This is a genomic window from Curtobacterium sp. NPDC087080, from assembly GCF_044745105.1.
Classification (GTDB): Bacteria; Actinomycetota; Actinomycetes; order Actinomycetales; family Microbacteriaceae; genus Curtobacterium.
This window is the reverse complement of record NZ_JBIUZP010000005.1, coordinates 98,540-123,682: the sequence shown is the minus strand read 5'-3', so window position 1 is coordinate 123,682 and position 25,143 is coordinate 98,540. Positions and strand designations below refer to the sequence as shown.

Genomic DNA, 25,143 nt, shown 5'->3' with positions numbered 1-25,143 from the left:
TCCCGGCCCCGCCCGGCCCGCGTCGGGGCGGGTGCGCCGGCTCGGGGCCCGTGGCGCGCGTGCACGGGGCCGGGGGGGGGGGGGGGGGCCGGCCCCCCCCCCCCGGGGGGGGGGCGGGGGCCCCGGGGCCCCCGCGCCTCCCGTCCGTCTGCCGTGCCGTCTAGAACGCGGGGGTCCCGCCGGCGATCGTGATCGTCGAGCCGGACTGGTAGCTCGACTCCGGGCTGACGAGGTGCACGTAGGCGGCACCGAGCTCGGCGGGCTGGCCGGGGCGTCCGAACGGCGACTGCTCGCCGAAGTGCGCCACGGTCTGCGCGTCGTCCGAACCGGGCTGCAGCGGCGTCCACACCGGACCCGGCGCCACCGAGTTCACGCGGATGCCCTTCGGTGCGAGCTGCTGCGCGACGGCCTCGGTGAAGGTCTTCACCGCGCTCTTCGAGATCGCGTAGTCGAGCTTGTCGGGCGACGGGGTGGCGGCCTGGATCGACCCGGTGGTGACGATCGTCGAGCCGGGCTCGAGGTGCGGGACCGCGGCCTGGGTCAGCCAGAACAGCGAGTAGATGTTCGTCTTGAAGGTCGAGTCGAAGTGCTCGGTCGTCAGCGACAGGATGTCGTCGTTGCTGTCCATGCGGCCGGCGACCATCACGAGGGTGTCGAGCCCGCCGAGCTCGTCGACGGCCTGCTGCACGAGGTCCTTGCAGTACTGCTCGTCGGAGATGTCGCCCGGCACGAGGACGGCCTTGCGACCCTCGGACTCCAGGAGGTCCCGGACCTGCTCGGCGTCCTCCTGCTCGTCGGGCAGGTAGGAGAGGACGAGGTCGGCGCCCTCACGGGAGAGCGCGATGGCGGCGGCGCGGCCGATGCCGGAGTCGGCGCCGGTCACGATGCCGCGGAAGCCGGTCAGGCGGTCCTTGCCGACGTAGCTCTGCTCGCCGTGGTCCGGCTGCGGGTCCATCTTCCACGCGGCGCCGGGCAGTGACTGCTCCTGCTCGGGGAACGGCGGCTTCGGGTAGAGGGAGTTCGGGTCGCGCTTCTCGTACTGGCTCATGGGGCCATGGTGCTCGTCCGCCGCTCCGTGCCGGTCCAGCGGCTGCGCCCGTCGTCTGCCCGAGGCGACCGCTCTGCCCCCGTCACCCCTCGGCGGCCGGTGGACAGAGCGGCCTCGTGCTCGACGGCCACTCGACGCGGTCCCCCCAACGGACCACGTGGTCCGAGCAGTCGGCACGGGCAACAGCGTACCGCAAGGGGAACACGGGAGTGCCGTTCACGGCAGTGCGGTGAGGAACCCGGTCACGACACGGTCGAACCGGTCCGGATCGACGTTGCGCTCCATGCCGTGCGGCACGGGCGCCACCTGCTCGAGTCGGACCCGATCGGGGTGGCTCCGCGCGAGGTTCTCCGAGATGCTCATGGGCGCATCGGTGTCGCCCGAGGAGTGCAGGATCAGGACGGGGAGCGGGACGTCCGTGAGGGACGGGCGCAGGTGTGCAGCGCGGAGCGGCCGCCGCAGCCCGGCGAGCTGCGCCAGGCCGGGGAGGGTCAGCGCGAGCGTGAACAGGGGCGCGAGCGGAGCGGGGATGCCCGATCGCACGGCCCCTGCCCTGATGCTGGCGTGCCAGTCGAGCGCGGGCCCGACCAGCACGAGCGCGGCGAGGTGGCGACGCGTCCTGACGTCGGCGGCGAGGATCGTGCTGACGGTCGCGCCCATGGACCAGCCGACGAGGACGACGTCCTCGGCACCGTGGTCGAGGGCGTACCGGATCGCTGCGTCGACGTCGCGTGCTTCCTCCTGACCGAGGGTCGCGGGCGGCGCGGTCTCGTCCTCCGCGTCCCCGCGGTAGGAGACGACGAGCGAGGGCATCCCGGCGGCGAGCGTGGCGGGCACGCTGCGGAGCGCCGAGATCCGCGACGAGTGGATGCCGTGCACGTGGATCGCCCACCGCGTGGAGGGCTGCTCGGTGTCGAACAGGAACGCGGGACGGGTGCCGCTGGGCGCCTCGATCCGCACCTCGCGGTGGGGCGCTCCGAGATCGTCCGGAGCGGCGTACACGTAGCCCGTCCAGAGCACGGCGTCGCCGGCTCGCGGGACACCGCGCTCGGCCTCGACCACCGCGCGGGTCACGCTCGCGTCGTCCTGCGCGACGACGTCGCCGACGAGGACGTGCTGCGAGTCCTCGTCCCCGAACCGGATCCGGTACCGGCCCGGCGCGGCCGTGTGCACCGTCCGCTCGAGGCGGATCTGTCCGCTGTCGGCCGCGAGGACCCGGGGGCGCTTCTTGGGGCGGGGACGGATCACGCGCCGGCCGCCCGCGACGCCGAGGGCCGCGGCTCCCAGGACGGCGGACGCCGCGATCGCTGCTGCCGTGGTGACGAGTGCTGTCTTCATGCTCTCCAGGTCCTTCCACCCGCCGGGATGGCGGCGCGCGTGATCCAGCGCTCGATGTGCCGGAACCGGCGGGAGTCGCGCGGGCCGAGCCGGAGGGTGTCGTCCAACACTCTGCCCTGGATCCGGATCGACGTGGCGTACGCCTCTCCGAGGGGGTCGGACTCGTCCGTCCACCGCCGGAGGAGCTCCCGGGACGTGCCCGCCTCGCTCATCCGGGACAGGCGCCAGCCGACTGCTCTCCAGAAGGACCGGCCGAGCGCCGGGAGCAGGTAGCCCGTCATGATGACGACCATCCCGGGGAAGAATAACGCCTCGAAGGCGGTCAGGAGCGCACTGCCGGTGGGGGTGAGCTCGCCTCGGACGTGCCCGAGCGAGGTGTACGCCAGGTCGAACACCGCGCCGACCGCGACGGACGCGAACCCCAGGACGAACGCCTTCCCGGGGAGGTCGGCTCGGCGCTTCCACGCGGAACGCAGCGAGTCGAGGGCGAGGTACAGCACGCCGAGCATGTACAGGCTGATGTACACCCAGCACGCCGTCGACGCCAGGTGCTCGTCGATGAACCGCACGGCGTCACCCTCCCGACGCGGGACGGCGACGAAGAAGGCACTGAAGACGAGGCAGTGGAGCACCAGGTGGCGACGACGAGCCGGGCGCCGGTCACCGCTGTAGAGCCGGACGGCGTCGCGGAGGTACCAGAAGCCGGCCGTGGCCGCGAGCGCTTCGACGAGGTTGAGGAAGTTCTGCCCGCCCACGAGGGGCAGGGCGTCGTCCATCTCGTCCGCCGGGAGCCACACCAGGCCGAGGGTGAGCAGGCCGATGATCGCGAACCCGCTCGCGACCCAGGCGGGTTGGAAGCGTGCACCGACGCCGCCGGCGGCCCGCCAGGTGCGAACGGCGCGCCGAGCGCGGTACAGGAAGATCAGCGCACCGAGGACGAGCGCGAGTGTCGAGGCGAGCGACGGGGTCAAAAGATCTCGGCGGCGGAGGTCGTTCCGGAGCCGCGGAGCCAGCGGGCGAGCGCGAAGGCGCCGCGCTCCGCGACCACCTCCTCGGCCTGCTCGGCGTCCCCGAGGGAGCCGTTCACCACGGAGCGCCCACGGATCGAGATGACGGGATCGGCGGTCGCAGCGCGCAGCTCGTCGACGGTCTCGGGGCGGGCGGAGCATCCGCGGTGCTCGCCGACGGCGTGGATGCACTCGTGCAGGATCGTGTGCAGCTGGATCGAGTCGGTGTCCGTCGGCCGGTACATGATGACGCCGTAGTCGCCGTGGTCGATCCAGTAGCCGGTGTGGTGCTGGTCGGGGTTGCTGATCGGCCGGAGCTCGACCGGGATGCCCCGCGCGTCCGAGACCGCCCGCAGCAGGCGCTCCAAGGTGCGTTCGTCATCGGGGAGCGCGAGGCGGTCCACGATGCCCCGGACCGCCCCTTCGACCTCGTCGATGTCCTCCATGCGTGTCGTCACTGCCCCCGTCTGTTGCTCTCCCGGATCGCTCGCGCGAGCGCGCGCAGCGAGGCGGGCGTGCCGCCAGGGCCGCGCGAGGAGATCCCGCGTGCATCAGTCTGCGCGAAGGCGGCCTGGACATCCAGGCGGGCGTCGATGTCGTCCACCAGGTCCGAGACCTCGACGCTGGTCAGGTACTCCTCCGGGACGCCGAAGAACGTCGCGACCGCTGCGCGCTGCTCCACCGACACCGCGGAGAGGTCACCGTCGACGACGGCCTGCCAGTGCGACGCGGTGAGCTGCGTCTCTCGCGCGACGTCGCTCGACAGCAGGGTCGCCGGCACGTCGATCCGCGGGAACTGTGCACGAGCGACCGTGAGCAGCTTCTCGAGACGCTCCGCGATGACCTGCCCGGCGCTCTTGCCGCTCGGCCCGATGTCGGCCTGCGCCCTCGCCCAGAGGTCACCGACGGTGAGACCGCACGCTGCCGCGAGCGCCGACATGTCGTTCGTGGTGAACGGGAGTTCCCCGCGTGCGCGGCGGTAGTAGTAGTTCGCGGAGAGCCCGGAGCGCTTGATGAGGTCGCGGGTGGTGAGGCCGGCGGCGGACTTGGCGTCCTCGATCGCGCGCGCCACCGCCTGGGAGAACGCGTCGGCAGCGCCTGCGGGGACGTCGGGCATCGCACCAGGATACGGACTGCGTCGCGCCCCGCTGTCACCCGGGCACCCAGGTCGCGTCCGGGCGCCGGGCGTTGCCTGCTCCCGGTCACCCGAACAGCAGTTGGAGGCACGACATGGCCAAGACCTGGTTCATCACCGGAGCATCGAAGGGCTTCGGCCGCGAGTGGGCGGAGGCCGCCCTGGAGCGCGGGGACTCCGTCGCCGGCACTGCCCGGAACACCGACGACGTGCAGGCACTCGTCGACCAGTACCCGGACACCTTCCTGGCGATCCGCCTCGACGTGACGGACAAGGCCGCCGACACCGCTGCGGTGCAGCAGGCCGCCGAGCACTTCGGGCGCCTCGACGTCGTCGTGAACAACGCGGGCTTCGGACACTTCGGCATGGTCGAGGAACTCACCGAGGACGAGGTCCGGGCGCAGCTCGAGACGAACTTCTTCGGCGCGCTCTGGGTCACGCAGGCGGCACTGCCGATCATGCGCGAGCAGGGGTCCGGGCACGTCGTGCAGGTGTCGAGCATCGGCGGGATCAGCGCGTTCCCGACGGTCGGCGCCTACCACGCGTCGAAGTGGGCGCTCGAGGGCCTGTCGCAGTCGCTCTCGCAGGAGGTCGCCGGCTTCGGCATCGCCGTCACGCTCGTCGAGCCCGGCGGGTTCTCGACCGACTGGTCCGGCCCGTCCTCGGAGCACAGCGAGGAGCTCGACGCCTACGCGGAGGTCCGCGAGGCCGCCGCGAAGCGCCCGTCCGCATCGGACCCGGGCAGGCCCGAGGCGACGCGGTCCGCGATCCTCAAGGTCGTCGACGCGGAGCAGCCGCCGCTGCGCGTCTTCTTCGGCAAGGCGCCGCTCGGCATCGCCGAGCGGGACTACGAGTCGCGGCTCGCGACCTGGCGCGAGTGGCAGCCGGTCGCCGAGGAGGCGCACGGCGCCTGAGCGCCTGAGCGCCCACGTCGCCGACGTCACCGACGTCACCACGTGACGGACGGGAGGCTCCCCACCAGCTGGTGGGGAGCCTCCCGTCCGTCGGTGGGTCGCGTCGGTCAGACGCCCGCCGTCGAGCGGATCCACGAGGACGACTGCGACAGCAGCGCGTAGTTCGACCCGGCCGTCGTGTCCGCCCCGGGGTCGGCACTGTCGCCGGTGGAGCACACCGCGACGACCTTGCCGTTGACCAGGAGCGGGCCGCCGGAGTCGCCGTGGTTCGACGCACCGGTGACACCGGTGACGTGCTGCGCCTTGCCGCTGTACGCGTCGCGCGTCGCGCCCGTGAGCGACACGGTCGCCTGGTACAGCCCGTCCGACTGCTGCGCGTTCGCGCGGAGCCCGTAGCCCTGGATCACGCCCGTGCCGCTCGACTTCGCCGCGGCGGTCAGGTCGAGGGGCGCGTAGGTGGACAGCGCGTACGTGCTCCGCAGGTGCACGAGCGCGATGTCGCCGGCCGGCGCGGCACTGACCCGGTCGATCGCGACGGCGGTGCCGCGGTTCGTGGTGGAGTTCGAGTGGTAGACGTTCATCGCGCCGATGCCGTCGATGCAGTGGCGGGCGGTGACGATCCACGAGGCGTTGATCTGCTCGCCGGTGCAGTTGCTGACGTACCCGGACGGGATGGTGCCGCCGGAGGCCTCGAGCTGGACGGCCCAGGTGGTGGTGGGTGCCTTCTCGCCGCCGACGACCTCGGTGCCGGCGGGCACCGCGGAGGCGGGAGTGGCGGCGAACACGCCGCCGGCGACGACGGCCACGGCGGCGAACGCCGCTGCGAGGGTGTGCTTCATGTGGACTCCTCGGTCAGGGACCCTGCGACGTTGCAGGGTGCAACTGAGAGTCATCCTGACCCCCGTCCGGGGGCCGCACCAGTCCGCACTTCGACCGACACGAGGCCCTGACGCCACGGTCAGCGCACGCGGGCGTCCTCGAGCAGGCGCACACGGACCCGGGCGGCAGCACCGAGGGCGACCGCGTCCGCGCCGAGGGACGAGGGCGCGAACCGGATCGCGGCACCGCTGACCGGCGGTTCCGCCGCGATCGCCGCTGCCACCGCGGGTGCCAGGAGGTCCCAGGAGCGTGCGATGCCACCCCCGACGACCACCGTGGTCACGTCGAGGATGCCCGCGGCGAGCAGCGCCGCACGGGCAACACCCCACCCCGCGGTCCGGAACACCGCCACCGCGTCGGCGTCCCCGGAGCGGGCGGCGTCGGCCACGTCACGCGCGGACACCCGACGACCGGAGCGCTCGGCGTACCGGTCGACGATGCCGCGCGCGCCGGCGATCGTCTCCAGGTGCCCTGCCTGCCCGCAGGTGCACGGAGCGTCGCCGAAACCGGGGACGTGGCCGATCTCCCCTGCAGCACCACGAGGTCCCGCGAAGAGCACCCCACCGAGCACGAGGGCACCGCCGACACCGGTCCCGAGGGTCATGCCCAGCACGTCGGCCTCCCCCTCGACGGCACCGGTGGCGACCTCGCCGAGCAGGAACGCGTTCACGTCGTTGTCGAGCGTGGCGGGCACGCCCACGGCCGCGGTGATCGCGTCGGTGACCCGGTAGCCGGCCCAACCGGTGAACGAGTTCGCGGTGACCAGGACCGTCCCGCTCGCAGCATCGACGACACCGGCCGCTCCGACACCGACGCCGGTGAGCACGGCACCGTGCCGGTCGAGCAGTCCTGCCACGGCGTCGAGTGCCGTCCCGACGATCGCCGCGCCGCCCTCGTGCGCGGGCGTCGGCAGGTCGACGCGGTCGACGACGACGAGGTCGGCGTCGGTGAGGACGACCTTGGTGTTGGTGCCCCCGACGTCGATCCCGGCGATCACCGCGCTCACGCGTCCACCGCCGACAGGGTCGCCAGCCGTTCCGTCCGCCGACGCCGCTGCACGACCGGGTCCGGCACCGGGACCGCCGCGAGGAGCCGCCGGGTGTAGTCGGTCTCCGGGTGCACGAGGGTCTCCTCCGTCGTCCCCTGCTCCTCGACCAGGCCCTGCCGCATCACGACGACCCGCTGCGCGAAGTGCTGCACGACGGCGAGGTCGTGGGAGACGAACAGGCAGGCGAAGCCGAGCTCGCGTTGGAGCTCGGTGAGGACCTCGAGCACGGCTTCCTGGACGCTGACGTCGAGGGCGCTGGTCGGCTCGTCGGCGACCAGCAGCCGGGGCTCGAGCACGAGCGCCCGGGCGAGCGAGACCCGCTGGCGCTGCCCGCCGGAGAGCTCGCGGGGAGCCCGACCGGCCAGGGCACGCGGCAGGCGGACGGCGTCGAGCACCTCGTCCACGCGACGACGACGCTCGCCGACGGACGTTCCGCGTCGGTGCACGGCCAGGGGTTCGGCGATGCACTCGCCGACCGACATCCGGGCATCGAGCGACGCCACCGGGTCCTGCAGGACCACACCGATGCCCGCCCGCAGTCGTCGCCGCGATCCCCCGCGGACGCGCCGGAGGTCCTCGCCGAACAGCCGCACGCTCCCACCCGTGGGCCGGACCAGGCCGAGCGCGACCCGGGCGGCGGTGGACTTCCCCGATCCGGACTCACCCACGAGTCCGACCGTCTCGCCGGCGTGCACTGCGACGTCGATGCCGCGCAGGGCGGGGACGGCTCGTGCGCCGCGGCCGAAGACCACGGAGACGTCCCGCAGGTCGACCACCGGCGCCCCATCGCCCGTCCCCTCGCCGGCCTCGGTGGACCGCGGGGTGACCAGGGGGAGCGGCGCGTCCCCGACCCGGAGCCGTGGGACCGCCGCGAGCAGGCGCTTCGTGTAGTCGTGCCGGGGTCGGAGCAGGACGTCCTCGACGCCCCCGGTCTCGACGACCTCACCCTGCAGCATCACGGCGACGCGGTCGGCGAAGTCCGCGACGACACCCATGTTGTGCGTGACGAGCAGGACACCGGTGCCCGAGTCGGCCGCGAGTCGGCGCAGCAGCTCGAGGATCTCGGCCTGCACGGTGACGTCGAGCGCGGTCGTCGGCTCGTCGGCGATGAGGAGCGCCGGCTCGTTGGCGATCGCCATCGCGATGACGACGCGCTGGCGCTGTCCGCCGGAGAGCTGGAACGGGAAGGCCTTCGCACGGCTCTCGGGCGAGGGGATGCCGACGCGGTCGAGCAGGTCGACGGCTGCGGCGGCGGCCTCGGCGGGCGAGACGGACCGATGGTTCCGGATGACCTCGGCGATCTGCGCGCCGACGCGGGTGAGCGGGTCGAGGGCGGTCGCCGGTTCCTGGAACACCATCGACACGGTGTTGCCCCGGAGCCCGCGGAGCGACGACTCCGTCGCACCGACGACCTCGTGGCCGTCGACGACGGCACTCCCCCGCGCCGTCGCGTTGCCGGAGAGCAGCCCCATCGCGGCGAGCGCCACGGTCGACTTGCCCGACCCGGACTCACCCACGAGCGCGAGGGTCTCCCCCGGGTCGACGTGCAGGGAGACGCCGCGGACCGCGTCGACAGGACCGCTCTCCGTGGTGAACACGACCCCGAGGTCGGTGGTGGTCAGGACGGACATCTAGCGGCCCCTCACGTCGAAGGCATCACGGAGCCCGTCGCCCACGGCGTTGAACGCGCAGACGACGAGGATGACGGCGAGCCCGGGTGGCAGGATCAGCCACCAACGGCCCGAGTACGCGGCGGTGAGTCCCGCCGAGAGCATGCCGCCCCAGTCGGTCGCGGGCGGCTGCACCCCGAGGCCGAGGTACGACACGTACGCGACGAGCAGGATCGCGTCGGCGACCTGGAACGTCGCCGCGACCACGATCGTCGAGACCGAGTTCGGCAGCAGGTGCTTCCCGATCGCGCGGGCGTGGGACCCACCGATCGCGCGGAGGGTCAGGACGTAGTCGCGGTTCTTCAGCGTCAGGGTCTCGGCGCGGATCAGCCGCGAGGGCACGAGCCACGACACGAGCCCGAGGATGACGACGAGCCCGGCGACCCCGGGTGTGGTGATCGCCGAGATGACGAGCAGGATGAACAGGGCGGGGATCGCGATGCCCGCGTCGACGATGCGCATCATCACGGCGTCGACCCAACCGCCGAGGTACCCGGCGACCGAACCCCACAGCGTGCCGACGACGGTCGCCAGGACACCGGCCGCGATGCCGACCAGCAGCGACACCCTGCCGCCGTACATCAGCCGACCGAGGACGTCGTGCCCGACGGCGTCGGTGCCGAGGAGGTGGGCGGCGCTCGGACCGAGGTTCGCCTCGGAGAGCTGCGTGTGGACCTGGTCGGTCGGGTACACGAACGGCCCGACGAAGCAGAACAGCACGATGACGACGACCACGCCGAGCCCGATGACCGCCAGGGTGTTGTGCCGGAAGCGGCGGGCAGCCAGGCGGAACCCGGTGGCTGCTGCCGTGACGGGGGCGCCCGGGGCTTCGGGGGCGATCTGGACGGTGGTCATGCGCGACCTGCCTTCACGGTGCGGTGCCGGTACGGATCGATGACGACTGCGACGGTCATGCGCGACCTGCCTTCACACGAGGATCGATGAGCGACTGCGCGACGTCGGCCAGCAGCGTGCCGACGACCGTCGCGATGGAGATCACGAGCACGCAGCCGAGCAACGTCGGGTAGTCCGAGGACTGGGCCGCGTTCCAGAACAGCAGGCCCATGCCGGGGTAGTTGAAGAGCTGCTCGGTGACGAGCGCGCCACCGAAGAGCACGGGCAGGTAGTACCCGAGCATCGCCACCACCGGAGTGAGCGAGTTCCGGAACACGTGTCGTCGGAGGATCGCCGCGGTCGACGACCCGCCGGCCCGCGCGGTGCGCACGTAGTCCTCCTGCAGGTTCTCGAGCGTGGCCGCGCGCATGTACCGGCTGAACACGGCGATCATCGCGAGGGCTCCGGTCAGGACGGGCAGGACGAGGCCCGCCGGGTCCTGGAACACCTCGGCCAGGGTGGTACCGCTCGGCGCCTGCGACGGCAGCCACGGGAGCTGCTGACTGAACACGACGATGAGGACCAGGCCGAGGAAGAACGCCGGCGTCGAGTAGAAGACGAACGCGAGTGCGGTCGCCGCGTAGTCGACCGCACCGTTGCGGCGAGCGGCCTGCAGCATGCCGACCGGGATCGCGACGAGGAGCCCGAGCACGGCGGACAGCCCGGTGAGCACGAGCGTCTTCGGCAGGCGCTCGACGATGAGCTGCCCGACGGGTTCGTTGAGCGTGTAGGAGGTGCCGAGGTCCCCGGAGAGGAGCCGCCCGAGGAACCGGACGTACTGCACGGGCAGCGGCTGGTCGAGCCCCTGCGTCTGGTTGAAGGTGGCGATCTGCGCGGGTGTCGCGGAGACACCGAGCACACCGCGGGCGGGGCCGCCCGGCAGGGCGTGCAGCAGGCAGAAGACGACGATCGTGACGATCAGGATCACCGCGAGCGCCTGCAGGACGCGTCGGAGGAGGTACAGAGCTGTGGTCATGCGGCTTCCGTCGTTCGGATGCTTGCGTGGGGATCCGGGAGGCACGGTGCGCGTCGGACGCGCACCGTGCCTCCCGGGCGGGTCACCGTGCTACTCCGACCACTTCCACTGGGCCGGGTGGAAGTTGGCGAGGGAGTCCTGGTCGAACCCGGTCAGGCCCTGCTTGACGACCGAGATCTGGTAGTCCGGGCTCGGGAGCCAGATGACGGGCAGGTCCTTCGCGACCGCGGCACTGTAGTCCTGCACCGTGGTCGGGTCGGTCGAGGTGGTGGTCGCGTCGATCAGGGAGTCGACCTCCTTGTTCGAGTACGAGCCGAAGTTCGCCGAACCGCCGGTCTGGAACAGCGACTCCCCGGTCGGGTAGGCCGGGAAGTACCAGCTGCCGGCGGTGCCGAAGAAGGAGAGGTCCCAGTCGCAGGACGCCTCGTCGCTCGTGCAGGTCGGGGTCTGCGACAGCACGCTCGAGACGGGCGCGGTCTTGATGGTGAAGCCGATGCCGGTCTTCGCCAGCGACGACTGGATCGCGCTCATCATGTTGTCCGTGACCGTCGAGCCGGACTGCGAGAGCACCTGCATGGTGAACTTCGTGCCCTTCGCCACCCCGTCGCCGCACTGGCTGTCGGAGGTGCCCGGATCCGTGCAGACCATGGTGTCGCCCTGCTTCGTCCAGCCGTGGCTGGTGAGCAGTTCCTTCGCCTTCGCGGTGCTGAACGGGTACGGATTCTCCTTCTGCACCTCGGACACGAAGTCGGACTCCTGCGCCTGCGGGACGGGACCGTAGGTCGAGGTGGCGGTGCCGTTGAAGACGACCTTCGACAGCGCGGTCTGGTCGATCGACATCTGCACGGCCTGACGGGCGTACAGCTGCTTGAAGACGGCACCCATGTCCGGGTTGTTGAAGTTGTACGGCATGTACGTGATCGCCCAACCGGTCCACGGCTCGACCTCGTAGCCCTTGCCCGTGAACGAGTCCTTCTGGTCCATGTCGGTGGCGTTGATGTAGCCGTAGTCGACCTCGCCCGACCGGACCGCGTTGACCTCGGCGTCGGCGGTCGTGAACGGCAGCAGGTTGACCGTGGCGATGTTCGCCTTCTCGCCGCCGTCGTACTTCGTGTTCGCCGTCAGGGTGACCTTGCCCGCCGTGGTGAACGACTCGACGCCGTAGGGGCCGGAGATGGTCTTCCAGGGGTCGTCGGTCGCGTAGTCGGCGATCTTGCCCGCGGCGGTGTTGAGGTACTTCCAGACCTGCTTCGCGCCGTCCGTGCTCTCGTCGGCGTCGCTCACCTCCGCGTCCGCGCTCGTCTTGTCCCAGGCGTGCTGCGGGAGCGGGATGATGTGGCTCAGCTGGTTCGCGAGCATCCAGTCCGGGTTGTACGCCTTGTCGAAGGTGATCCTGAAGTGGGTGTCGTCGATGGTCTCGAACGACGTCCAGTTGTCCGGCGCCTTGCCCGCGGAGTACGAGCCCCACTGGTCCTTGTTCGCCTTGATCAGGTTGAACCAGAACGCGACGTCGCGGCTCGTGATCGGCTTGCCGTCCGACCAGTGCCGGTCGCCGAGCGTCACGGTGACGCTCGTGCCGTCCTTCGCGAAGTCCGCCGCGGTCGCCACCGAGCCGGCCTTGTTCCAGGCGATCTTGCCCGTGGAACCGTCGTAGGCGACGAGGGGTTCGTACAGCGACTGCGCGATCGAGCCGTTGTTGGTGTTGAGGTGCGCCGCGGTGCCGATCGGCAGGATCCAGTTCGGCGTGAAGTTGGCGGGGAGCGCGTAGTTGATCTCGTCGGATCCGGAACCGGTGGAGGCGTTGCCGCCGCCGGAGCATCCGGCGAGCAGGGCGCTCACGGCGATCGCGGCTCCGGTGAGGAGCGCCCAGCGACGGGGCTTGGACATGCGGTGTCTCCTTGTGTGTGGAACGTCGGGAGGGTGGAGCACGGGTGCCGGCGGCACGGGGACAGTCAAGGTCCAGGCGCATTGGAAAAACAAACATCTCCGTGTAAATAGTGTGTTTCTGCCGAATGCACGAAAGCGTTCTGCGCATCGAGCGCCCGTATCGTCGCGGTGGACGGGGGCTGGCTGCCGCTTCCCGTCGGGATTGGAGGAAGTCGTGCCGGACCTGAGCGCTCGCGTCCTCGAGCTCGTGGCCACCGGGCAGGCGTCGAGCCGTACCGAGATCGCCGAGCTCCTCGCTGCCGCACCCTCGACGGTGTCGCACGTCGTCGGTCAACTGCTGCGGCACGGGCTCCTCGCGGAGGAGGGCACCGACGTCTCCACGGGCGGGCGCCCGCGCAAGGTGCTCCGCATCGGGGGTGCCGACGAGTACGCCGTCGCCGCGGACGTCGGCGGCGAGCACGTGCGCATCGGCGTGGTGCTGCCGGGAGGCGCACTCGAGTCCGTCGCGACGGTCCCCTTCGCACTCGCCGACGGCCCGACCGCCGGCCTCGGCCGCCTGGCCGGTCTGCTCGAGCAGCTCGCGGACGACCGCGGCCGCGACGGCCTCCGCGGCGTCGGTGTCAGCCTCCCCGGCCCGGTGGACGTCGAGGCCGGTGTCGTCGACCTGCCGAGCCGGATGCCCGGCTGGAACGGGTTCCCGGTGGTCGACTGGCTCTCCGAGCGCTTCGGTCTGGCCGCCGTCGTGGACAACGACGCGAACTGCATGGCGGCTGGCGAGCAGACCGTGCGGGACCCGGCCCGCAGGCAGACCATCACCATCAAGGCCGGGTCCGCCATCGGTGCGGGCATCGTGATCGACGGCCGCCTCTACCGCGGGTCGACCGGGTCCGCGGGGGACATCACGCACGTCCGGATCGACGCTGCCGGCGACACCCCGTGCTCGTGCGGCAACACCGGGTGCCTGGAGACCGTCGCGTCCGGCGCCGCCCTGGTCCGGGTCCTGTCGTCGGCGGGGGTCGACGTGGCCTCGACCGCGGACGTCGTCCGACTCGCCTCGGACGCGCACCCGGAGACGACCCGTGCGGTGCGGATGGCCGGCCGCCACCTGGGTGAGGTCCTGGCTGCCAACGTCAACTTCTTCAACCCGGACGCCGTGTACCTCGGCGGCATCCTGTCGACCCTCGACCCGTTCATCGCCGCCGTGCGGAGCCAGCTGTACGAGAGCTGTCACCCGCTCATGACCCAGCACCTCGCCATCGAGCCGGTGTCGCTCGGTGCGGACGCCGGACTCGTCGGGGCGGGGCAGTTCGCCCTGCAACGCGGGCTCGCGGCCTCGCTCGAGGCGCTGTCCACCCCCATCCCGCAGTCCGCCGCCAGGAACAGGAGCACCCGTGTCTGAGACCCCCGCCCGCCGTCGTCCGGTGATCGCGATCGCCGGACTCGCGATCGAGACGTCGACGTTCACACCGACCCGCACCCTCGCGCCCGCCTTCCACCCGGACCGCGGCGACGAGGTCGTGGCGCGGTACCCGTTCCTGGCGTCGTTCGGGGACTCGGCCGACTTCCGCGGGGCGCTGATCGGCCACGCGCTGCCCGGCGGGGTCGTCGCCCGGCAGGCGTACGAGGAACTCGCCGACGAGATCGTCGCGCGCCTGACGGAGATCGGACCCGTCGACGGCCTCTGGTACGACATCCACGGCGCGATGGTGGTCGAGGGGCTCGACGACGCGGAGACCGACCTGCTGCACCGCATCCGTGCGGTGGTCGGCCCGGACGTGATCGTCTCGGCATCGATGGACCTGCACGGCAACGTCACGCGGGAGCTCGCGCACCAGGTCGACCTGGTCACCTGCTACCGGATGGCCCCGCACGAGGACGCCCTCGAGACGAAGGAGCGCGCGGTCCGGAACCTGGTCGACGTGCTCACCACGAGGCCGGTCGGGTCGCAGCGCCCGGTCAAGGCGTGGATCCCGATCCCGGTCCTGCTGCCGGGCGAGCAGACGTCGACCCGCATCGAACCCGCGGCGTCGATCTACGCGCAGGTGCCGGAGGTCGAGGAGGAGCACGGCGTGCTCGACGCCGCGATCTGGGTCGGGTACGCCTGGGCCGACCAGCCCCGCGACCGGGCGGTCACCGTCGTCACGGGATGGGACGCCGACGCCGTCGCCGCCGGGGCCGAACGACTCGCCCGCGCGTTCTGGGACGCCCGCGAGGACTTCGCCTTCGTCGCACCGACGGGGACCTTCGACGAGTGCCTCGCCGCCGCGCTCGCACCCGGTGCTGCCCGTCCGTTCTTCGTGTCGGACTCCGGTGACAACCCCACCGCCGGCGGCTCCGGTGACATGACCTGGGGCCTCACGCAGGTGCTCGCGCACCCGGCGTTCGCCGCTCCCGACGGCCCCACCGTCATCTACGCGAGCGTCCCCGGCCCGGCCGCCGTCGCTGCGGCGGTCGCAGCCGGGATCGGCGCGACCGTGACGGTGACGGCCGGCGCCGAGGTCGACGACGTCCACGCCGGGTCGATCACGATGACCGGCCGGGTGCACGCGATCAAGCACGGCGACCGCGACGCCGGCACCGAGGTCGTGCTGCAGGTCGGCAGCGTCTTCGCGATCCTCACGACACTCCGCAAGCCGTACCACCACGAGCACGACTTCACCGATCTCGACCTCGACCCCCGTCGGGCCGACGTCGTCGCCGTGAAGATCGGCTACCTCGAGCCGGAGCTCTTCGACATGGCGGCCGACTGGATGCTGGCGCTCACCCCGGGAGGGGTCGACCAGGACCTGCTCCGCCTCGGGCACCACCGGATCAAGCGGCCGCTCTTCCCCTACGATCGGGAGTTCGCGACGCCGCCGGACCTGTCCGCGCGCATCGTGCCGCCGTCGGACGAGCCACTCGGAGCCACCCCGTGACCCCTGCACCTGCGATGCCCGTCGCGCTCGAGATCGCCGTGACCTCCCCGGCCGGAGCGATCGTCGCCCGTGACGCCGGGGCCGACCGCGTCGAGCTCTGCGTCGGTCTGGAGCTGGGTGGACTCACCCCCTCGCAGGCGCTCGTCGAGGCGACGCACGAGACCGGGATCCCCGCACACGCCCTGGTGCGCTGCCGTCCCGGGGGCTTCACGTACGACGACGACGAGCTCGCGCTGATGGAACGCGAGGTCCGCACCGTCCTGCGCTCCGGGGCAGCGGGCGTCGTGGTCGGTGCCCTGCGCCCGGACCGGTCCCTCGACGAGGACGCCCTGCGCCGCTTCGTGGACGCAGCCCGCTCCGTCGCCGCGCACGCCGAGGTCACCCTCCACCGCGCGGTCGACCACGCCGCCGACCCGGTCGCGACGGCCGCGCGGCTCGCCGACCTCGGCGTCACGCGGGTGCTGACCTCCGGCGGCGCCGCGAGCGCTCCGGCGGGTGCGGCGACGATCGCGCGCATGGTCGACGCCGCCGGGCCAGTGCAGGTGATGGCGGGGGCGGGGGTCACTCCCGCGGACGTCCCGGGGCTGCTCGCGACCAGGGTCGCGGCGGTGCACCTCTCCGCCAAGCGCTCGGTCGCGGGCGGTCACGCGGGTGTGTCGATGGGCAGCGGGGACGACGGCTCCGGACACACCGTCACGGACGCGGCCGTCGTGGCTGCGGCGCGGGCAGCCCTCGATCAGTCGGCTTGACCCGGCCAGACCAACGGTGAGGCGTCAGCCGCGCTTCCCCGCTCGCGCTGCAAAAGCGTCCAGCGCCTGCAGGATCTCGTCGTTCCGGTAGAGCACGCCGTGGCGGTACTCGTTCTTCGACACCAGGATGCCGGCCTCCACCAGCTTTTGGATGTGCGGGTAGGCGTTCCGCGGCTCGACACCCATCTCCGCGGCCAGCACCGTGGCGTTGAGCACCGGCTGTCGCACGACGACGTCCAGAGCGCTCCAGACTCCCGAGTCCCGGCGCGCCGTGACCCGCCCGGACCAGCCCCGCCTGATCTCCTCGATGTCGTCGACCAGTCGGCGCGCGTTGGCCACAGCGACGAAGACCGCGTCACAGACCCCACGGATGATCGGCGCGATGTCACCCCGTCGGTACGCCGTGAGTGCTGCGACGTAGCCGTCCGTGTCGGTGAGCAAGCCCGCGGACACCGGGACGGTCACGTTCTGCGTGAGTTCGTTCGAGCGGAGCATCGCCTGCAGCAGCGCCCGCCCGGTCCGGCCGTTGCCGTCCGTGAACGGGTGGACCGTCTCGAACTGCGCGTGCGCGACGGCGACCTGCGCGAGTCTCGGGATGTCCACTCGTCGCGCGAAGCTCATCACGTCCTCGACGAGCACCGGTACACGCTCCCATGCCGGGGCCACGAAGTCCGCTCCCACCGGACTCCTGGCACTCGTTCCGACCCAGACGGCCTCCTGCCGGAAGCGGCCCGCTTCGTGGTGCGGATCGTCTGCCATGAGAACACGGTGCATCGCGAGGACAGTGTCCGTCGTCAGCGCGTCCGACAACTCGACCGCGGTGCGCATCGCACGGGTGTTCGAGACGATCTCCCGTGCGTTGCGTTTCCCCGGTGCACCGATCTCCGCGGTGAACACCTGGCGCGCACTCGCCGTCAGGTGCTCGATCTGCGACGACGCTGCGGCCTCGGATCGCAGCAGCAGCGAGGAGAACGGCGCTACGCGAGCACCCAGCTCTCCGTCGAACCGGACGAGCGCTGTGGCTGCTTCGTCGACCAGGATGCCGAGTTCGTCATCCAGGACGAGCGGGAGCGCGGCGATCATCGGCGGGACTGCCGCTCTGTACCGCTCCGAGAGCGCAGCACGGCGCGCCGCGCGAACGCCGACTTCGGCGTACCGGGTGGTCCACTCCAGCTCCTCGTGACCGAGTGCAGGCCAGGTCGTCACGTGCAGTCCTCCGAACGGACGTCAGAACATCATCAGCAGATTTTCTGAGATAAGCCATCATCTCAGAAAAAGAGACTCCGGTCTTCTGAGATCACGTCAGCGTCACCACCCGGTCCGCAGCAGCGATCGCGACCGGGTCGTGTGCCGCGTGGACGACGACGACCCCTTCAGCGGCCTCCTCGGCGAGCGCCGCCGTCACGAGGGCGGCGGACGCCGCGTCGACCCCCGCCGTCGGCTCGTCGACGAGCAGCACGGGAGCACGCTGCGCGAGTCCGAGGGCCACGAACGCCCGCTGGCGCTGCCCGCCGGACAGCTCGTCGAGCGGCCGGTCCGCAAGCTCCGCGATCCGCATGCGCTCGAGCTGCTCGCTCACGACGGCACGGTCGGCGCGCCCGAGCGGGCGCCACCACGATCGGCCCCGCCAGCGCCCCATGACGACCGTCGACCGGACGGTGAGCGGGAGCGCGGTGGGCGGCACCGCCTGCGTCACGTAGGCGACACCACCGGCCGGGAGGCCCGTCACCGCCCCGCCGTGCAGGGTCACCACCCCGGCGAGCGCGTCGAGCAGCGTCGACTTGCCGGACCCGTTCGGTCCGGTGAGCGCCGTCACGACCCCGGCGGGGAAGTCCGCGTCGAACCCGTCGAGCACGGTGCGGTCGCCCCGGCGGAGGACGAGACCGGTGACCTGCAGGGCGCGCGGATCGGCGGTGGTGAGCACCTGTGCACGCTATCAGTATCGATACTCGTTTTCATGTAGCGTCTCCCAGCGTGACCTGGCTGACCGACCCGTTCTCCGTCGACTTCATGCTGCGTGCCCTCGGTGGCGGCACCCTGGCGGCGGTGCTCTGCGCGGTCGTCGGCACGTGGGTCCTCGTGCGCGGCATGGCGTTCCTGGGCGAAGCGCTCGCGCACGGCATGCTCCCCGGCGTCGCGGTCGCCACGCTCACCGGGATCCCCGCCGTGCTCGGCGCCGCGGTCAGCGCGGGCGTCATGGTGGTCGGCGTCGGAGCACTCCGCCGTCGCGCCCGGCTGTCGTACGACACCTCGATCGGGCTGCTGTTCGTCGGCATGCTCGCCCTCGGGGTCATCATCGTGTCGTCGTCCCGGTCCTTCGCGACCGACGTCACCGCGATCCTGTTCGGGGACGTCCTCGCCGTGACCCGGAGCGACCTCGTCGGGCTCACGGTCGCCGTCGTCGTCGCCCTCGCGCTCGCCGCGGCCTTCCACCGGCCCTTCACCGCCGCCGCGTTCGACGCCCGGAAGGCCGCGACGCTCGGCCTGCGCCCCCGACTGGCCGAGGTCGTGCTCGTCGGGCTCGTGACCCTCGCCGTCGTCGCCTCCTACCGGGCCGTCGGGACGCTCCTGGTCGTCGGGCTCCTGCTCGCCCCCGCCGCCGCGGCCCGGGCCTGGACCCGGCAGGTCGGCTCGACCATGCTCCTCGCCGCCGTGATCGGCAGTGCCGCCGTCACCACCGGCCTGCTCGTCTCCTGGCACGCCGGGACCGCCGCAGGAGCGAGCATCGCAGCCGTCGCCGTCGCAGGGGTCGTCGTCTCCCGCGGCCTCGCAGCCCTGCTGCCGCACCGGGGGCGGCGGACGACCACGACCACACCAGCACCAGCACCAGCACCACGAGAGGGAGCATGACGAACCCCACCACGACCACCACGACCACCACGAAGCGTCGCGCCGCGGCGCGACGCCTGACCATCGCGGCCGTGACCACCGGCCTCGCGCTCGGCCTGACCGCCTGCTCGACCGGGGACACCACCGAGCCGGCGGCCGACGACACGACCGCCACCGCGAAGCCCCACGGCTACGTCGAGGGGGCGAGCGAAGCGCAGGAGCCGCAGGTGCGCCTCCTGGCCGTGTCCGCCACCGGCGCGACGACGGTGCACGACCTGCTGAGCGGTGGGACCACCGCACTCGACGACGTCGACGCGCCGGAGCACTCCGCGACCGACGGGAGGTTCCTCGTCAGCAGCACGCAGGACCGCACCACGATCGTCGACGGCGGTTCGTGGACCGTCGACCACGGCGACCACACGCACTACTACGCAGCCGAACCGCGCGTGGTGGGCTCGATCGACGGCGGCGGACCGGTCGAGGTGCACTCGTCGGAGACGATGACGACGATCACCTGGCCGGAGCGCGGCGAGGGCGTGGTCCTCGACCGGGCCGCACTCGGACAGGGCGACGTGGAGGAGACCGCCCGGATCGACGCCACCGTGCTGCTGCCGTTCGGCGAGCAGCTCGTCGCCGGCACCGCCGACGGCGTCCGTGTGCTCGACGCCGACGGCGAGTCGACCGGTACCGAGGCCGCGTGCGCCGACCCGGCGGGCGGTATCGTCACCCGTGCCGGTGCCGTGGTCGGCTGCGCGGACGGCGCGGTCGTGGTCAGCGAGACCGGCGACACCACCGCGGTCGCCCTGCCCGACGGAGCCGAGCGCCCGACGGCGTTCTCCGCCCGGTCGGGCCGCCCGACGGTCGCCGGGCTCGCCGGGGACCGCGGTGCCTGGCTGCTCGACAGCCGCGAGGGCAGCTGGCGGCTGGTGGAGACCGAGCGCCCCCTGCGCGCCGTGACGGCCGTCGACGACGAGGCCGAGCACGTCGTCGGCGTCGACGACCAGGGACGCGTGGTCGTGATCACCGCATCGACGGGAGCGGTCGCCACGAGCGAGGCGCTGCTCGACCCCGACGAGCAGCCGCTGCTGCAGCTCGACGCCCAGCGGGCCTACGTCGCCGATGCCTCCGGGCAGCAGGTGCACGAGATCGACTTCGCGGACGGCGCGCGCGTCGCGCGGTCGATCGACCTGCCCGCAGCACCCGTCGCGTTCGCCGAGGTCGGACTGTGATGCGCCCGGCGCGGCTCGGGGTCGCACTGGCCCTCGCCGCAGGGCTCGTCGGGACCACGGCGGGGTGCTCGTCCGCCGGGTCGGACCGCCCGGTCGTCGCGGTGACGACGAACATCCTCGGCGACGTCGTCACCGAGGTGGTCGGGGACGCTGCCGACGTGATGGTCCTCATGCCGCCGGGCGCCGACCCGCACTCGTTCGAGGTCTCCGCACAGGAGGCCGCACGACTCCGGAGCGCCGACCTCGTCGTCGAGAACGGGCTCGGGCTCGAGGAGGGCGTCGCCCGGCACGTCGAGGCCGCAGCGTCGGACGGCGTCCCGGTGATCACGGCCGGCGAGCACGTCGACGCACTCGAGTGGACGACGGAGGACGACAGCGGCCCTGACCCACACCTCTGGACCGATCCCGCGCGCATGGTCGACGTCGTCGAGGCCCTGGACGACGCGCTGCGCGCGAACGGCATCGAGCCGAGCGGGACCGACGCGTACCTCGACGAGCTGACCACGCTCGACACGGAGATGTCCGAGGCGTTCGCGGGCATCCCGGACGAGCGCCGGGCCCTCGTGACGAACCACCACGTGTTCGGGTACCTGGCGGACCGGTACGACTTCCGGGTCGTCGGCGCCGTCATCCCGAGCGGGACGACCCTGGCGTCCCCGAGCGCCGCCGACCTGCGCGACCTCGCTGCGGCGATCGACGAGGCCGGGGTGCCGACGATCTTCGCCGACCTCTCCCAGCCCGCCCGCCTGGCCGAGGTGCTCGCCGACGAGGTCGACGTGCACGTGGAGATCCGTTCCCTGGCCACCGAGTCCCTGACCGACCAGGGCCCGGCGTCGACCTACCTGGGGATGATGCGGTCCAACACGGATGCGATCGTCGCGGGCCTGTCGGTTTCTTGATGAGAATGAGAATCAGTACAGTGAACGTCATGACATCCCTGCGCACCACGCTCGCGCCCGCAGCCCTGCTCGGCGCCGCAGCCCTCGTCCTCACCGGCTGCTCGACCACGCCCGCCGACGCAGAGGCCGAGGGCACCCGCACCGCGAAGGCGGCCGCCGCCGAGGGCGACCGCATCGTCCTCACCTACGACGGCGGCCTGCTGACCCTCGACCAGGACCTGCGGGTCGTGGCCGACGACGCGATCGACGGCTTCACCCGCGTGAACCCCGCCGGCGACGGCCGCCACGTCCTCGTCACCGTGCCCGAGGGCTTCCAGGTCCTCGACACCGCCGCCGACCCGGCCCTGACCGATGCGGTCTTCCCGGCCGACACCGGCGGTCACGCGGTCGTGCACGGCGACACGACCGCGCTCTTCGCCGACGGCACCGGCGACGTCACGGTCTTCGAGCACGACGACCTCGACGGCGCCGCACTGCCCGAGGTCGAGACGACGGAGTCCGAGGCCGCCCACCACGGCGTCGCGATCGTGCTCGAGGACGGCACGCTCCTCACCACGATCGGCACCGAGGAGTCGCGCTCCGGCGTCCGCGCCCTCGACGAGGACGGCAAGGAGCTCACCCGCTCCGAGGACTGCCCGAGCGTGCACGGCGAGGGCGCGGTCGAGGACGAGGTCGCCGTCTTCGGCTGCGCGGACGGCGCCCTGGTCTACCAGGACGGTGCGTTCACGAAGATCGACGCCCCGACCGAGTACGGCCGCACGGGCAACCTGTTCACCACCGAGGACTCGTCCGTGGCCGTCGGTGACTACAACGACGACCCGGACAGCGAGGGCTACCTCCTCGACCAGGTCGCGCTCATCGACGCCGCGTCGGGCGAGTACCGCGTCGCCGACATGCCCGAGGGTGTCGGCTTCACCTTCCGCGACATCGCGCGCGGCCCCGCCGACGAGGCCGTGGTCCTCGGCTCCGACGGCGCCCTGCACACGTTCGACGTCGAGACCGGCGAGCCGATCGACACGTTCGACGTCATCGACGGCTGGGAGGGCCCGGCCGAGTGGCAGGACGCCCACCCCGCGCTGAAGGTCTCCGGTGACGTCGCGTACGTGACCGACCCTGCGGAGCGGAAGATCCTCGCGGTCGACCTCACCACCGGCGAGGTCGTCGCCTCGAGCGACGAGCTGCCGGGCGTCCCGAACGAGATCGCGGTCGCCTGACCGACGACGGCACCACCTGTCGGACGGGAGGCGCGGTACCAGCTGGTACCGCGCCTCCCGTCCGTCCGTCGGTCGCGACTCAACCGACCGCCGGTCGCCACATCGAGACCGGTGCGGCCGCCCGGAAGCCGGTGATCGGCGCCCCCTCGCCGAAGCCGTGGCGACGGTAGAGCCGACGGTTCTGCGGCGTCGAGGACTCGAGGTAGGCATGCGCGCCGAGCACATCGAGCCGGCCGAGTGCGTGGTCGAGCAGGAGTCCACCGACGCCCTGACCGCGAGCCTCGGCCGCGACGCCGATCTCGGCGAGGTACCAGTGCGGCGCGTCCGGCCGAGCGCGGTCCATCCGGCGCAGGTGCCGCAGGGCGCGGACGGCACCGCCGACCCCGAGGACCCGGAGGAGCTCCGGCACCTGCCGGAGGAACGCGACCACGCCACCCGCGTGCGGTCGTGGCGCCTGCCAGAACGCCGCGCCGAGGACCCGGTCGCCGTCGACCGCGACGTCGCGCGCACGGGCGTGCTCGGGGACCGCGCGGACCAGCGCCGCGAAGAGGTCACCGAGGACGAGCACACGATCCTCGTCGGGCCGCGCCGGGCGGATCTCCTCGAGGACGGGATCGACGGCGAAGGCCTCGGCGAGCACTGCCGCGGCGGCGGGCACCTCGGATCGGGACGCGGGACGGACGGTGATCGACATCGGTACTCCTCCACTTTCGGCCAACTGGCCAGATCAGCTTGCCGACGGCTCCTGCGCACGGCCCGTACGCTTCCTGTGATGACGCAGGACCAGCAGACGCGGGCGTACCGCAGCCGCGGAGAACGGCACGACGAGCTCCTCGACGCCGCCGCCCTCGTCGTCCGCGACGCCGGACTGCCGGGCCTCACCACGCGGGCGGTCGCCGAGCGGGCCGGGGTCGCACACGGAGTCGTGCACTACGTCTTCGGTGCGCGGCGGAACCTGGTGGTCGCGCTCCTCGAACGGCAGGCTCGGGACGTCCTCCCCCGCGTGCTCGCCGCTGCGGACGCGCACGACGACCTGTACGCCGCACTCGACGCGGGAATCGGCGCCTGGCTCGACCTGGTGCGGCAGGAGCCCGAGCGGTTCCGGCTGCTCGAGGCGGTGAGCGGTACCGCCCTCGAGGGCGACGACGGACTCGTAGCGGCGGAACGCACACTCTGGCACGACGGGGTCGCAGCCGGGATCAGCCGGTGGGCCGTGCGACACGGTGTCGAGCTCGCCGAGCCGACCGCTGTGGCGGCGGACGCCGTGCTCGCCCTGGTCGACGGCCTCGGCCGGGCGGCGTGGAGCGACCCCGACGGCGGCGCGACCGAGCGCGCCCGCCGACTGCTCGTCCGTGGCCTCGCGCACGCGCTCACGCGCTGAGCCGCTCCGCATCGAACCGCCCCACCGCCCGCGACGCAGCCCACCGTCAGCGCCAGGTGCGCGCGACCACCCAGCCGTCACCCTCGGGCACGATGTCGACGACGACCGCGTCGCCCTCGTTGCTCACCTGGAAGCGCCACCCCACCGTGCGCTCCGGCGCGTGGGTCATCGCCGACGGCAGGAACTCCGCCGTCGCGGTCAGCCGCGTCGGGCTGTCGCTCACCCGCCAGCGCCGGTCACGCCACACCATCCGGTCCGGCACGCCGCGCTCCCACCACACCGTGGCGACCTCGTGCGTCAACATCATCTCGACCTCCCGATTCGAACGTGTGTTCGAATGGTAGACCACGGCCGGGACACCGGCGAGGGCCTCCGGCGTGGCGGCGGTCCGCGGACACCGACCGCTCCGGGGTCGCCTCCGGACAGGCGGCACCCGGGTCGACGCGGCACGATGGAAGCCCCGGGAACACCTGCGCCCACACGCGGGTTGCACCCGGTGATGCCGCAGCCAGCGGCGCCACGACCCCCAGGAGGCCACCATGACCACGACCGAGACCGCCATCCTCGCCGGCGGCTGCTTCTGGGGAGCGCAGCAGCTCCTCCGTCGCCGTCCGGGTGTCATCAGCACGCGCGTCGGCTACTCGGGCGGTGACACCCCGAACGCCACCTACCGCAACCACGGCGACCACGCCGAGGCCGTCGAGATCGTCTTCGACCCGTCGCAGATCTCGTACCGCGACCTGCTCGAGTTCTTCTTCCAGATCCACGACCCGTCCACGAAGGACCGGCAGGGCAACGACGTCGGCCGCAGCTACCGCTCGGCGATCTACTTCACGAACGACGAGCAGCGCCAGGTCGCGCTCGACACCATCGCCGACGTCGACGCCTCGGGCATCTGGCCGGGCAAGGTCGTCACCGAGGTCGAGCCCGCCGGCGACTTCTGGGAGGCCGAGGAGGAGCACCAGGACTACCTCGAGAAGTACCCCGCCGGGTACACCTGCCACTTCGTGCGCCCGGGCTGGAAGCTCCCGCACCGAGACGAGGCGACCGCGAACGCCTGATCGCGGCGGTCACGTGACGGCGTGACCACACGACGAACGGGAGGCTCTCCACCGGTCCGGTGGGGAGCCT

Annotated in this window: 25 protein-coding genes; 10 read left to right on the top strand and 15 right to left on the bottom strand. The window is 72.3% G+C overall.

All coding sequences use genetic code 11. The features are described from left to right. Nucleotides 1-160 precede the first annotated feature (160 nt). The 5 genes from ACIPEQ_RS14540 to ACIPEQ_RS14520 form a co-directional block, all read right to left on the bottom strand. On the bottom strand, nucleotides 161-1,048 hold the full coding sequence (locus ACIPEQ_RS14540; protein ID WP_402715717.1) for an SDR family oxidoreductase: 888 nt from the start codon (nucleotides 1,046-1,048) through the stop codon (nucleotides 161-163). 216 nt (nucleotides 1,049-1,264) lie between these two features. Continuing rightward, nucleotides 1,265-2,386, bottom strand: a complete 1,122-nt coding sequence (locus ACIPEQ_RS14535) for an alpha/beta hydrolase (RefSeq protein ID WP_402715716.1) — start codon at nucleotides 2,384-2,386, stop codon at nucleotides 1,265-1,267. Next, nucleotides 2,383-3,357 (bottom strand): hypothetical protein, encoded by a 975-nt coding sequence (locus ACIPEQ_RS14530; RefSeq protein WP_402715715.1) that lies wholly within the window; start codon nucleotides 3,355-3,357, stop codon nucleotides 2,383-2,385. The genes ACIPEQ_RS14535 and ACIPEQ_RS14530 overlap by 4 nt, the downstream gene beginning before the upstream one ends. Next, on the bottom strand, nucleotides 3,354-3,851 hold the full coding sequence (locus ACIPEQ_RS14525) for a hypothetical protein (RefSeq protein ID WP_402715714.1): 498 nt from the start codon (nucleotides 3,849-3,851) through the stop codon (nucleotides 3,354-3,356). The genes ACIPEQ_RS14530 and ACIPEQ_RS14525 overlap by 4 nt, the downstream gene beginning before the upstream one ends. Beyond that, nucleotides 3,848-4,510, bottom strand: a complete 663-nt coding sequence (locus ACIPEQ_RS14520) for a helix-turn-helix domain-containing protein (protein ID WP_402715713.1) — start codon at nucleotides 4,508-4,510, stop codon at nucleotides 3,848-3,850. Before ACIPEQ_RS14520 ends, ACIPEQ_RS14525 begins: the two co-directional genes overlap by 4 nt. A 113-nt stretch (nucleotides 4,511-4,623) precedes the next feature. Here ACIPEQ_RS14520 and ACIPEQ_RS14515 point away from each other — a divergent pair, with 113 nt between their 5' ends. Further along, on the top strand, nucleotides 4,624-5,442 hold the full coding sequence (locus ACIPEQ_RS14515; RefSeq protein WP_402715712.1) for an SDR family oxidoreductase: 819 nt from the start codon (nucleotides 4,624-4,626) through the stop codon (nucleotides 5,440-5,442). Between the two features lie 107 nt (nucleotides 5,443-5,549). On the opposite strand, the gene ACIPEQ_RS14510 is transcribed toward ACIPEQ_RS14515, so the two are convergent. The 6 genes from ACIPEQ_RS14510 to ACIPEQ_RS14485 all read right to left on the bottom strand — a co-directional run bounded on the left by ACIPEQ_RS14510 (nucleotide 5,550) and on the right by ACIPEQ_RS14485 (nucleotide 12,796). Beyond that, the gene (locus tag ACIPEQ_RS14510) at nucleotides 5,550-6,281 is read right to left on the bottom strand and encodes a S1 family peptidase (RefSeq protein WP_402715711.1); all 732 of its coding nucleotides are present in this window, start codon (nucleotides 6,279-6,281) and stop codon (nucleotides 5,550-5,552) included. Nucleotides 6,282-6,400: 119 nt separating this feature from the next. Beyond that, a complete protein-coding gene (locus ACIPEQ_RS14505) occupies nucleotides 6,401-7,327 on the bottom strand; it encodes an ROK family protein (protein ID WP_402715710.1) in 927 nt (308 codons plus the stop codon). Beyond that, complete coding sequence (locus tag ACIPEQ_RS14500) at nucleotides 7,324-9,000, bottom strand: ABC transporter ATP-binding protein (protein ID WP_209676078.1); 1,677 nt, start codon at nucleotides 8,998-9,000, stop codon at nucleotides 7,324-7,326. Before ACIPEQ_RS14500 ends, ACIPEQ_RS14505 begins: the two co-directional genes overlap by 4 nt. After that, nucleotides 9,001-9,894: an ABC transporter permease gene (locus tag ACIPEQ_RS14495; protein WP_209676076.1), complete on the bottom strand. Its 894-nt coding sequence runs from the start codon at nucleotides 9,892-9,894 to the stop codon at nucleotides 9,001-9,003. A 55-nt stretch (nucleotides 9,895-9,949) separates the two neighbouring features. Continuing rightward, nucleotides 9,950-10,909 (bottom strand): ABC transporter permease, encoded by a 960-nt coding sequence (locus ACIPEQ_RS14490; RefSeq protein WP_402715709.1) that lies wholly within the window; start codon nucleotides 10,907-10,909, stop codon nucleotides 9,950-9,952. A 90-nt stretch (nucleotides 10,910-10,999) separates the two neighbouring features. Further along, nucleotides 11,000-12,796: a peptide ABC transporter substrate-binding protein gene (locus tag ACIPEQ_RS14485; RefSeq protein WP_402715708.1), complete on the bottom strand. Its 1,797-nt coding sequence runs from the start codon at nucleotides 12,794-12,796 to the stop codon at nucleotides 11,000-11,002. 214 nt (nucleotides 12,797-13,010) lie between these two features. Here ACIPEQ_RS14485 and ACIPEQ_RS14480 point away from each other — a divergent pair, with 214 nt between their 5' ends. Genes ACIPEQ_RS14480 through ACIPEQ_RS14470 form a run of 3 tightly spaced genes read left to right on the top strand, consistent with a single transcriptional unit; the run spans nucleotide 13,011 to nucleotide 16,460 of the window. After that, nucleotides 13,011-14,195, top strand: a complete 1,185-nt coding sequence (locus ACIPEQ_RS14480) for an ROK family protein (protein ID WP_126891165.1) — start codon at nucleotides 13,011-13,013, stop codon at nucleotides 14,193-14,195. Further along, nucleotides 14,188-15,711: a M81 family metallopeptidase gene (locus ACIPEQ_RS14475; RefSeq protein ID WP_402715707.1), complete on the top strand. Its 1,524-nt coding sequence runs from the start codon at nucleotides 14,188-14,190 to the stop codon at nucleotides 15,709-15,711. The genes ACIPEQ_RS14480 and ACIPEQ_RS14475 overlap by 8 nt, the downstream gene beginning before the upstream one ends. Beyond that, the gene (locus tag ACIPEQ_RS14470; RefSeq protein ID WP_402715706.1) at nucleotides 15,708-16,460 is read left to right on the top strand and encodes a copper homeostasis protein CutC; all 753 of its coding nucleotides are present in this window, start codon (nucleotides 15,708-15,710) and stop codon (nucleotides 16,458-16,460) included. Before ACIPEQ_RS14475 ends, ACIPEQ_RS14470 begins: the two co-directional genes overlap by 4 nt. Before the next feature lie 24 nt (nucleotides 16,461-16,484). Here ACIPEQ_RS14470 and ACIPEQ_RS14465 read toward each other — a convergent pair whose 3' ends face one another. Beyond that, a complete protein-coding gene (locus tag ACIPEQ_RS14465; RefSeq protein ID WP_402715705.1) occupies nucleotides 16,485-17,543 on the bottom strand; it encodes a Fic family protein in 1,059 nt (352 codons plus the stop codon). Nucleotides 17,544-17,757: 214 nt separating this feature from the next. Further along, entirely contained in the window at nucleotides 17,758-18,384 is a 627-nt protein-coding gene (locus tag ACIPEQ_RS14460; protein ID WP_402715704.1) for an ATP-binding cassette domain-containing protein, read from the bottom strand. Between the two features lie 50 nt (nucleotides 18,385-18,434). Here ACIPEQ_RS14460 and aztB point away from each other — a divergent pair, with 50 nt between their 5' ends. From aztB to ACIPEQ_RS14440, 4 genes are read left to right on the top strand one after another with little or no spacing between them, the layout of a single operon-like run. Further along, a complete protein-coding gene (aztB, locus tag ACIPEQ_RS14455; RefSeq protein ID WP_402715703.1) occupies nucleotides 18,435-19,310 on the top strand; it encodes a zinc ABC transporter permease AztB in 876 nt (291 codons plus the stop codon). Next, nucleotides 19,307-20,518 (top strand): ABC transporter, encoded by a 1,212-nt coding sequence (locus tag ACIPEQ_RS14450; RefSeq protein ID WP_402715702.1) that lies wholly within the window; start codon nucleotides 19,307-19,309, stop codon nucleotides 20,516-20,518. The genes aztB and ACIPEQ_RS14450 overlap by 4 nt, the downstream gene beginning before the upstream one ends. Beyond that, nucleotides 20,518-21,417, top strand: a complete 900-nt coding sequence (locus ACIPEQ_RS14445; RefSeq protein WP_402715701.1) for a metal ABC transporter solute-binding protein, Zn/Mn family — start codon at nucleotides 20,518-20,520, stop codon at nucleotides 21,415-21,417. The genes ACIPEQ_RS14450 and ACIPEQ_RS14445 overlap by 1 nt, the downstream gene beginning before the upstream one ends. Nucleotides 21,418-21,446: 29 nt before the next feature. Then, nucleotides 21,447-22,631 carry a hypothetical protein gene (locus ACIPEQ_RS14440; RefSeq protein WP_402715700.1) on the top strand — a complete coding sequence of 395 codons (1,185 nt, stop codon included), beginning with the start codon at nucleotides 21,447-21,449 and terminating at the stop codon, nucleotides 22,629-22,631. 79 nt (nucleotides 22,632-22,710) lie between these two features. Here the strand turns inward: ACIPEQ_RS14440 and ACIPEQ_RS14435 are convergent, their stop codons facing one another. Next, the gene (locus tag ACIPEQ_RS14435) at nucleotides 22,711-23,325 is read right to left on the bottom strand and encodes a GNAT family N-acetyltransferase (protein WP_402715699.1); all 615 of its coding nucleotides are present in this window, start codon (nucleotides 23,323-23,325) and stop codon (nucleotides 22,711-22,713) included. 78 nt (nucleotides 23,326-23,403) lie between these two features. On the opposite strand from ACIPEQ_RS14435, the gene ACIPEQ_RS14430 reads away from it, so the two are divergent. Beyond that, complete coding sequence (locus tag ACIPEQ_RS14430) at nucleotides 23,404-24,012, top strand: TetR family transcriptional regulator (protein ID WP_402715698.1); 609 nt, start codon at nucleotides 23,404-23,406, stop codon at nucleotides 24,010-24,012. Nucleotides 24,013-24,058: 46 nt separating this feature from the next. Here ACIPEQ_RS14430 and ACIPEQ_RS14425 read toward each other — a convergent pair whose 3' ends face one another. Continuing rightward, complete coding sequence (locus tag ACIPEQ_RS14425; RefSeq protein WP_402715697.1) at nucleotides 24,059-24,319, bottom strand: hypothetical protein; 261 nt, start codon at nucleotides 24,317-24,319, stop codon at nucleotides 24,059-24,061. A 232-nt stretch (nucleotides 24,320-24,551) separates the two neighbouring features. On the opposite strand from ACIPEQ_RS14425, the gene msrA reads away from it, so the two are divergent. Next, a complete protein-coding gene (msrA, locus tag ACIPEQ_RS14420) occupies nucleotides 24,552-25,073 on the top strand; it encodes a peptide-methionine (S)-S-oxide reductase MsrA (RefSeq protein WP_402715696.1) in 522 nt (173 codons plus the stop codon). Nucleotides 25,074-25,143: the final 70 nt, after the last annotated feature.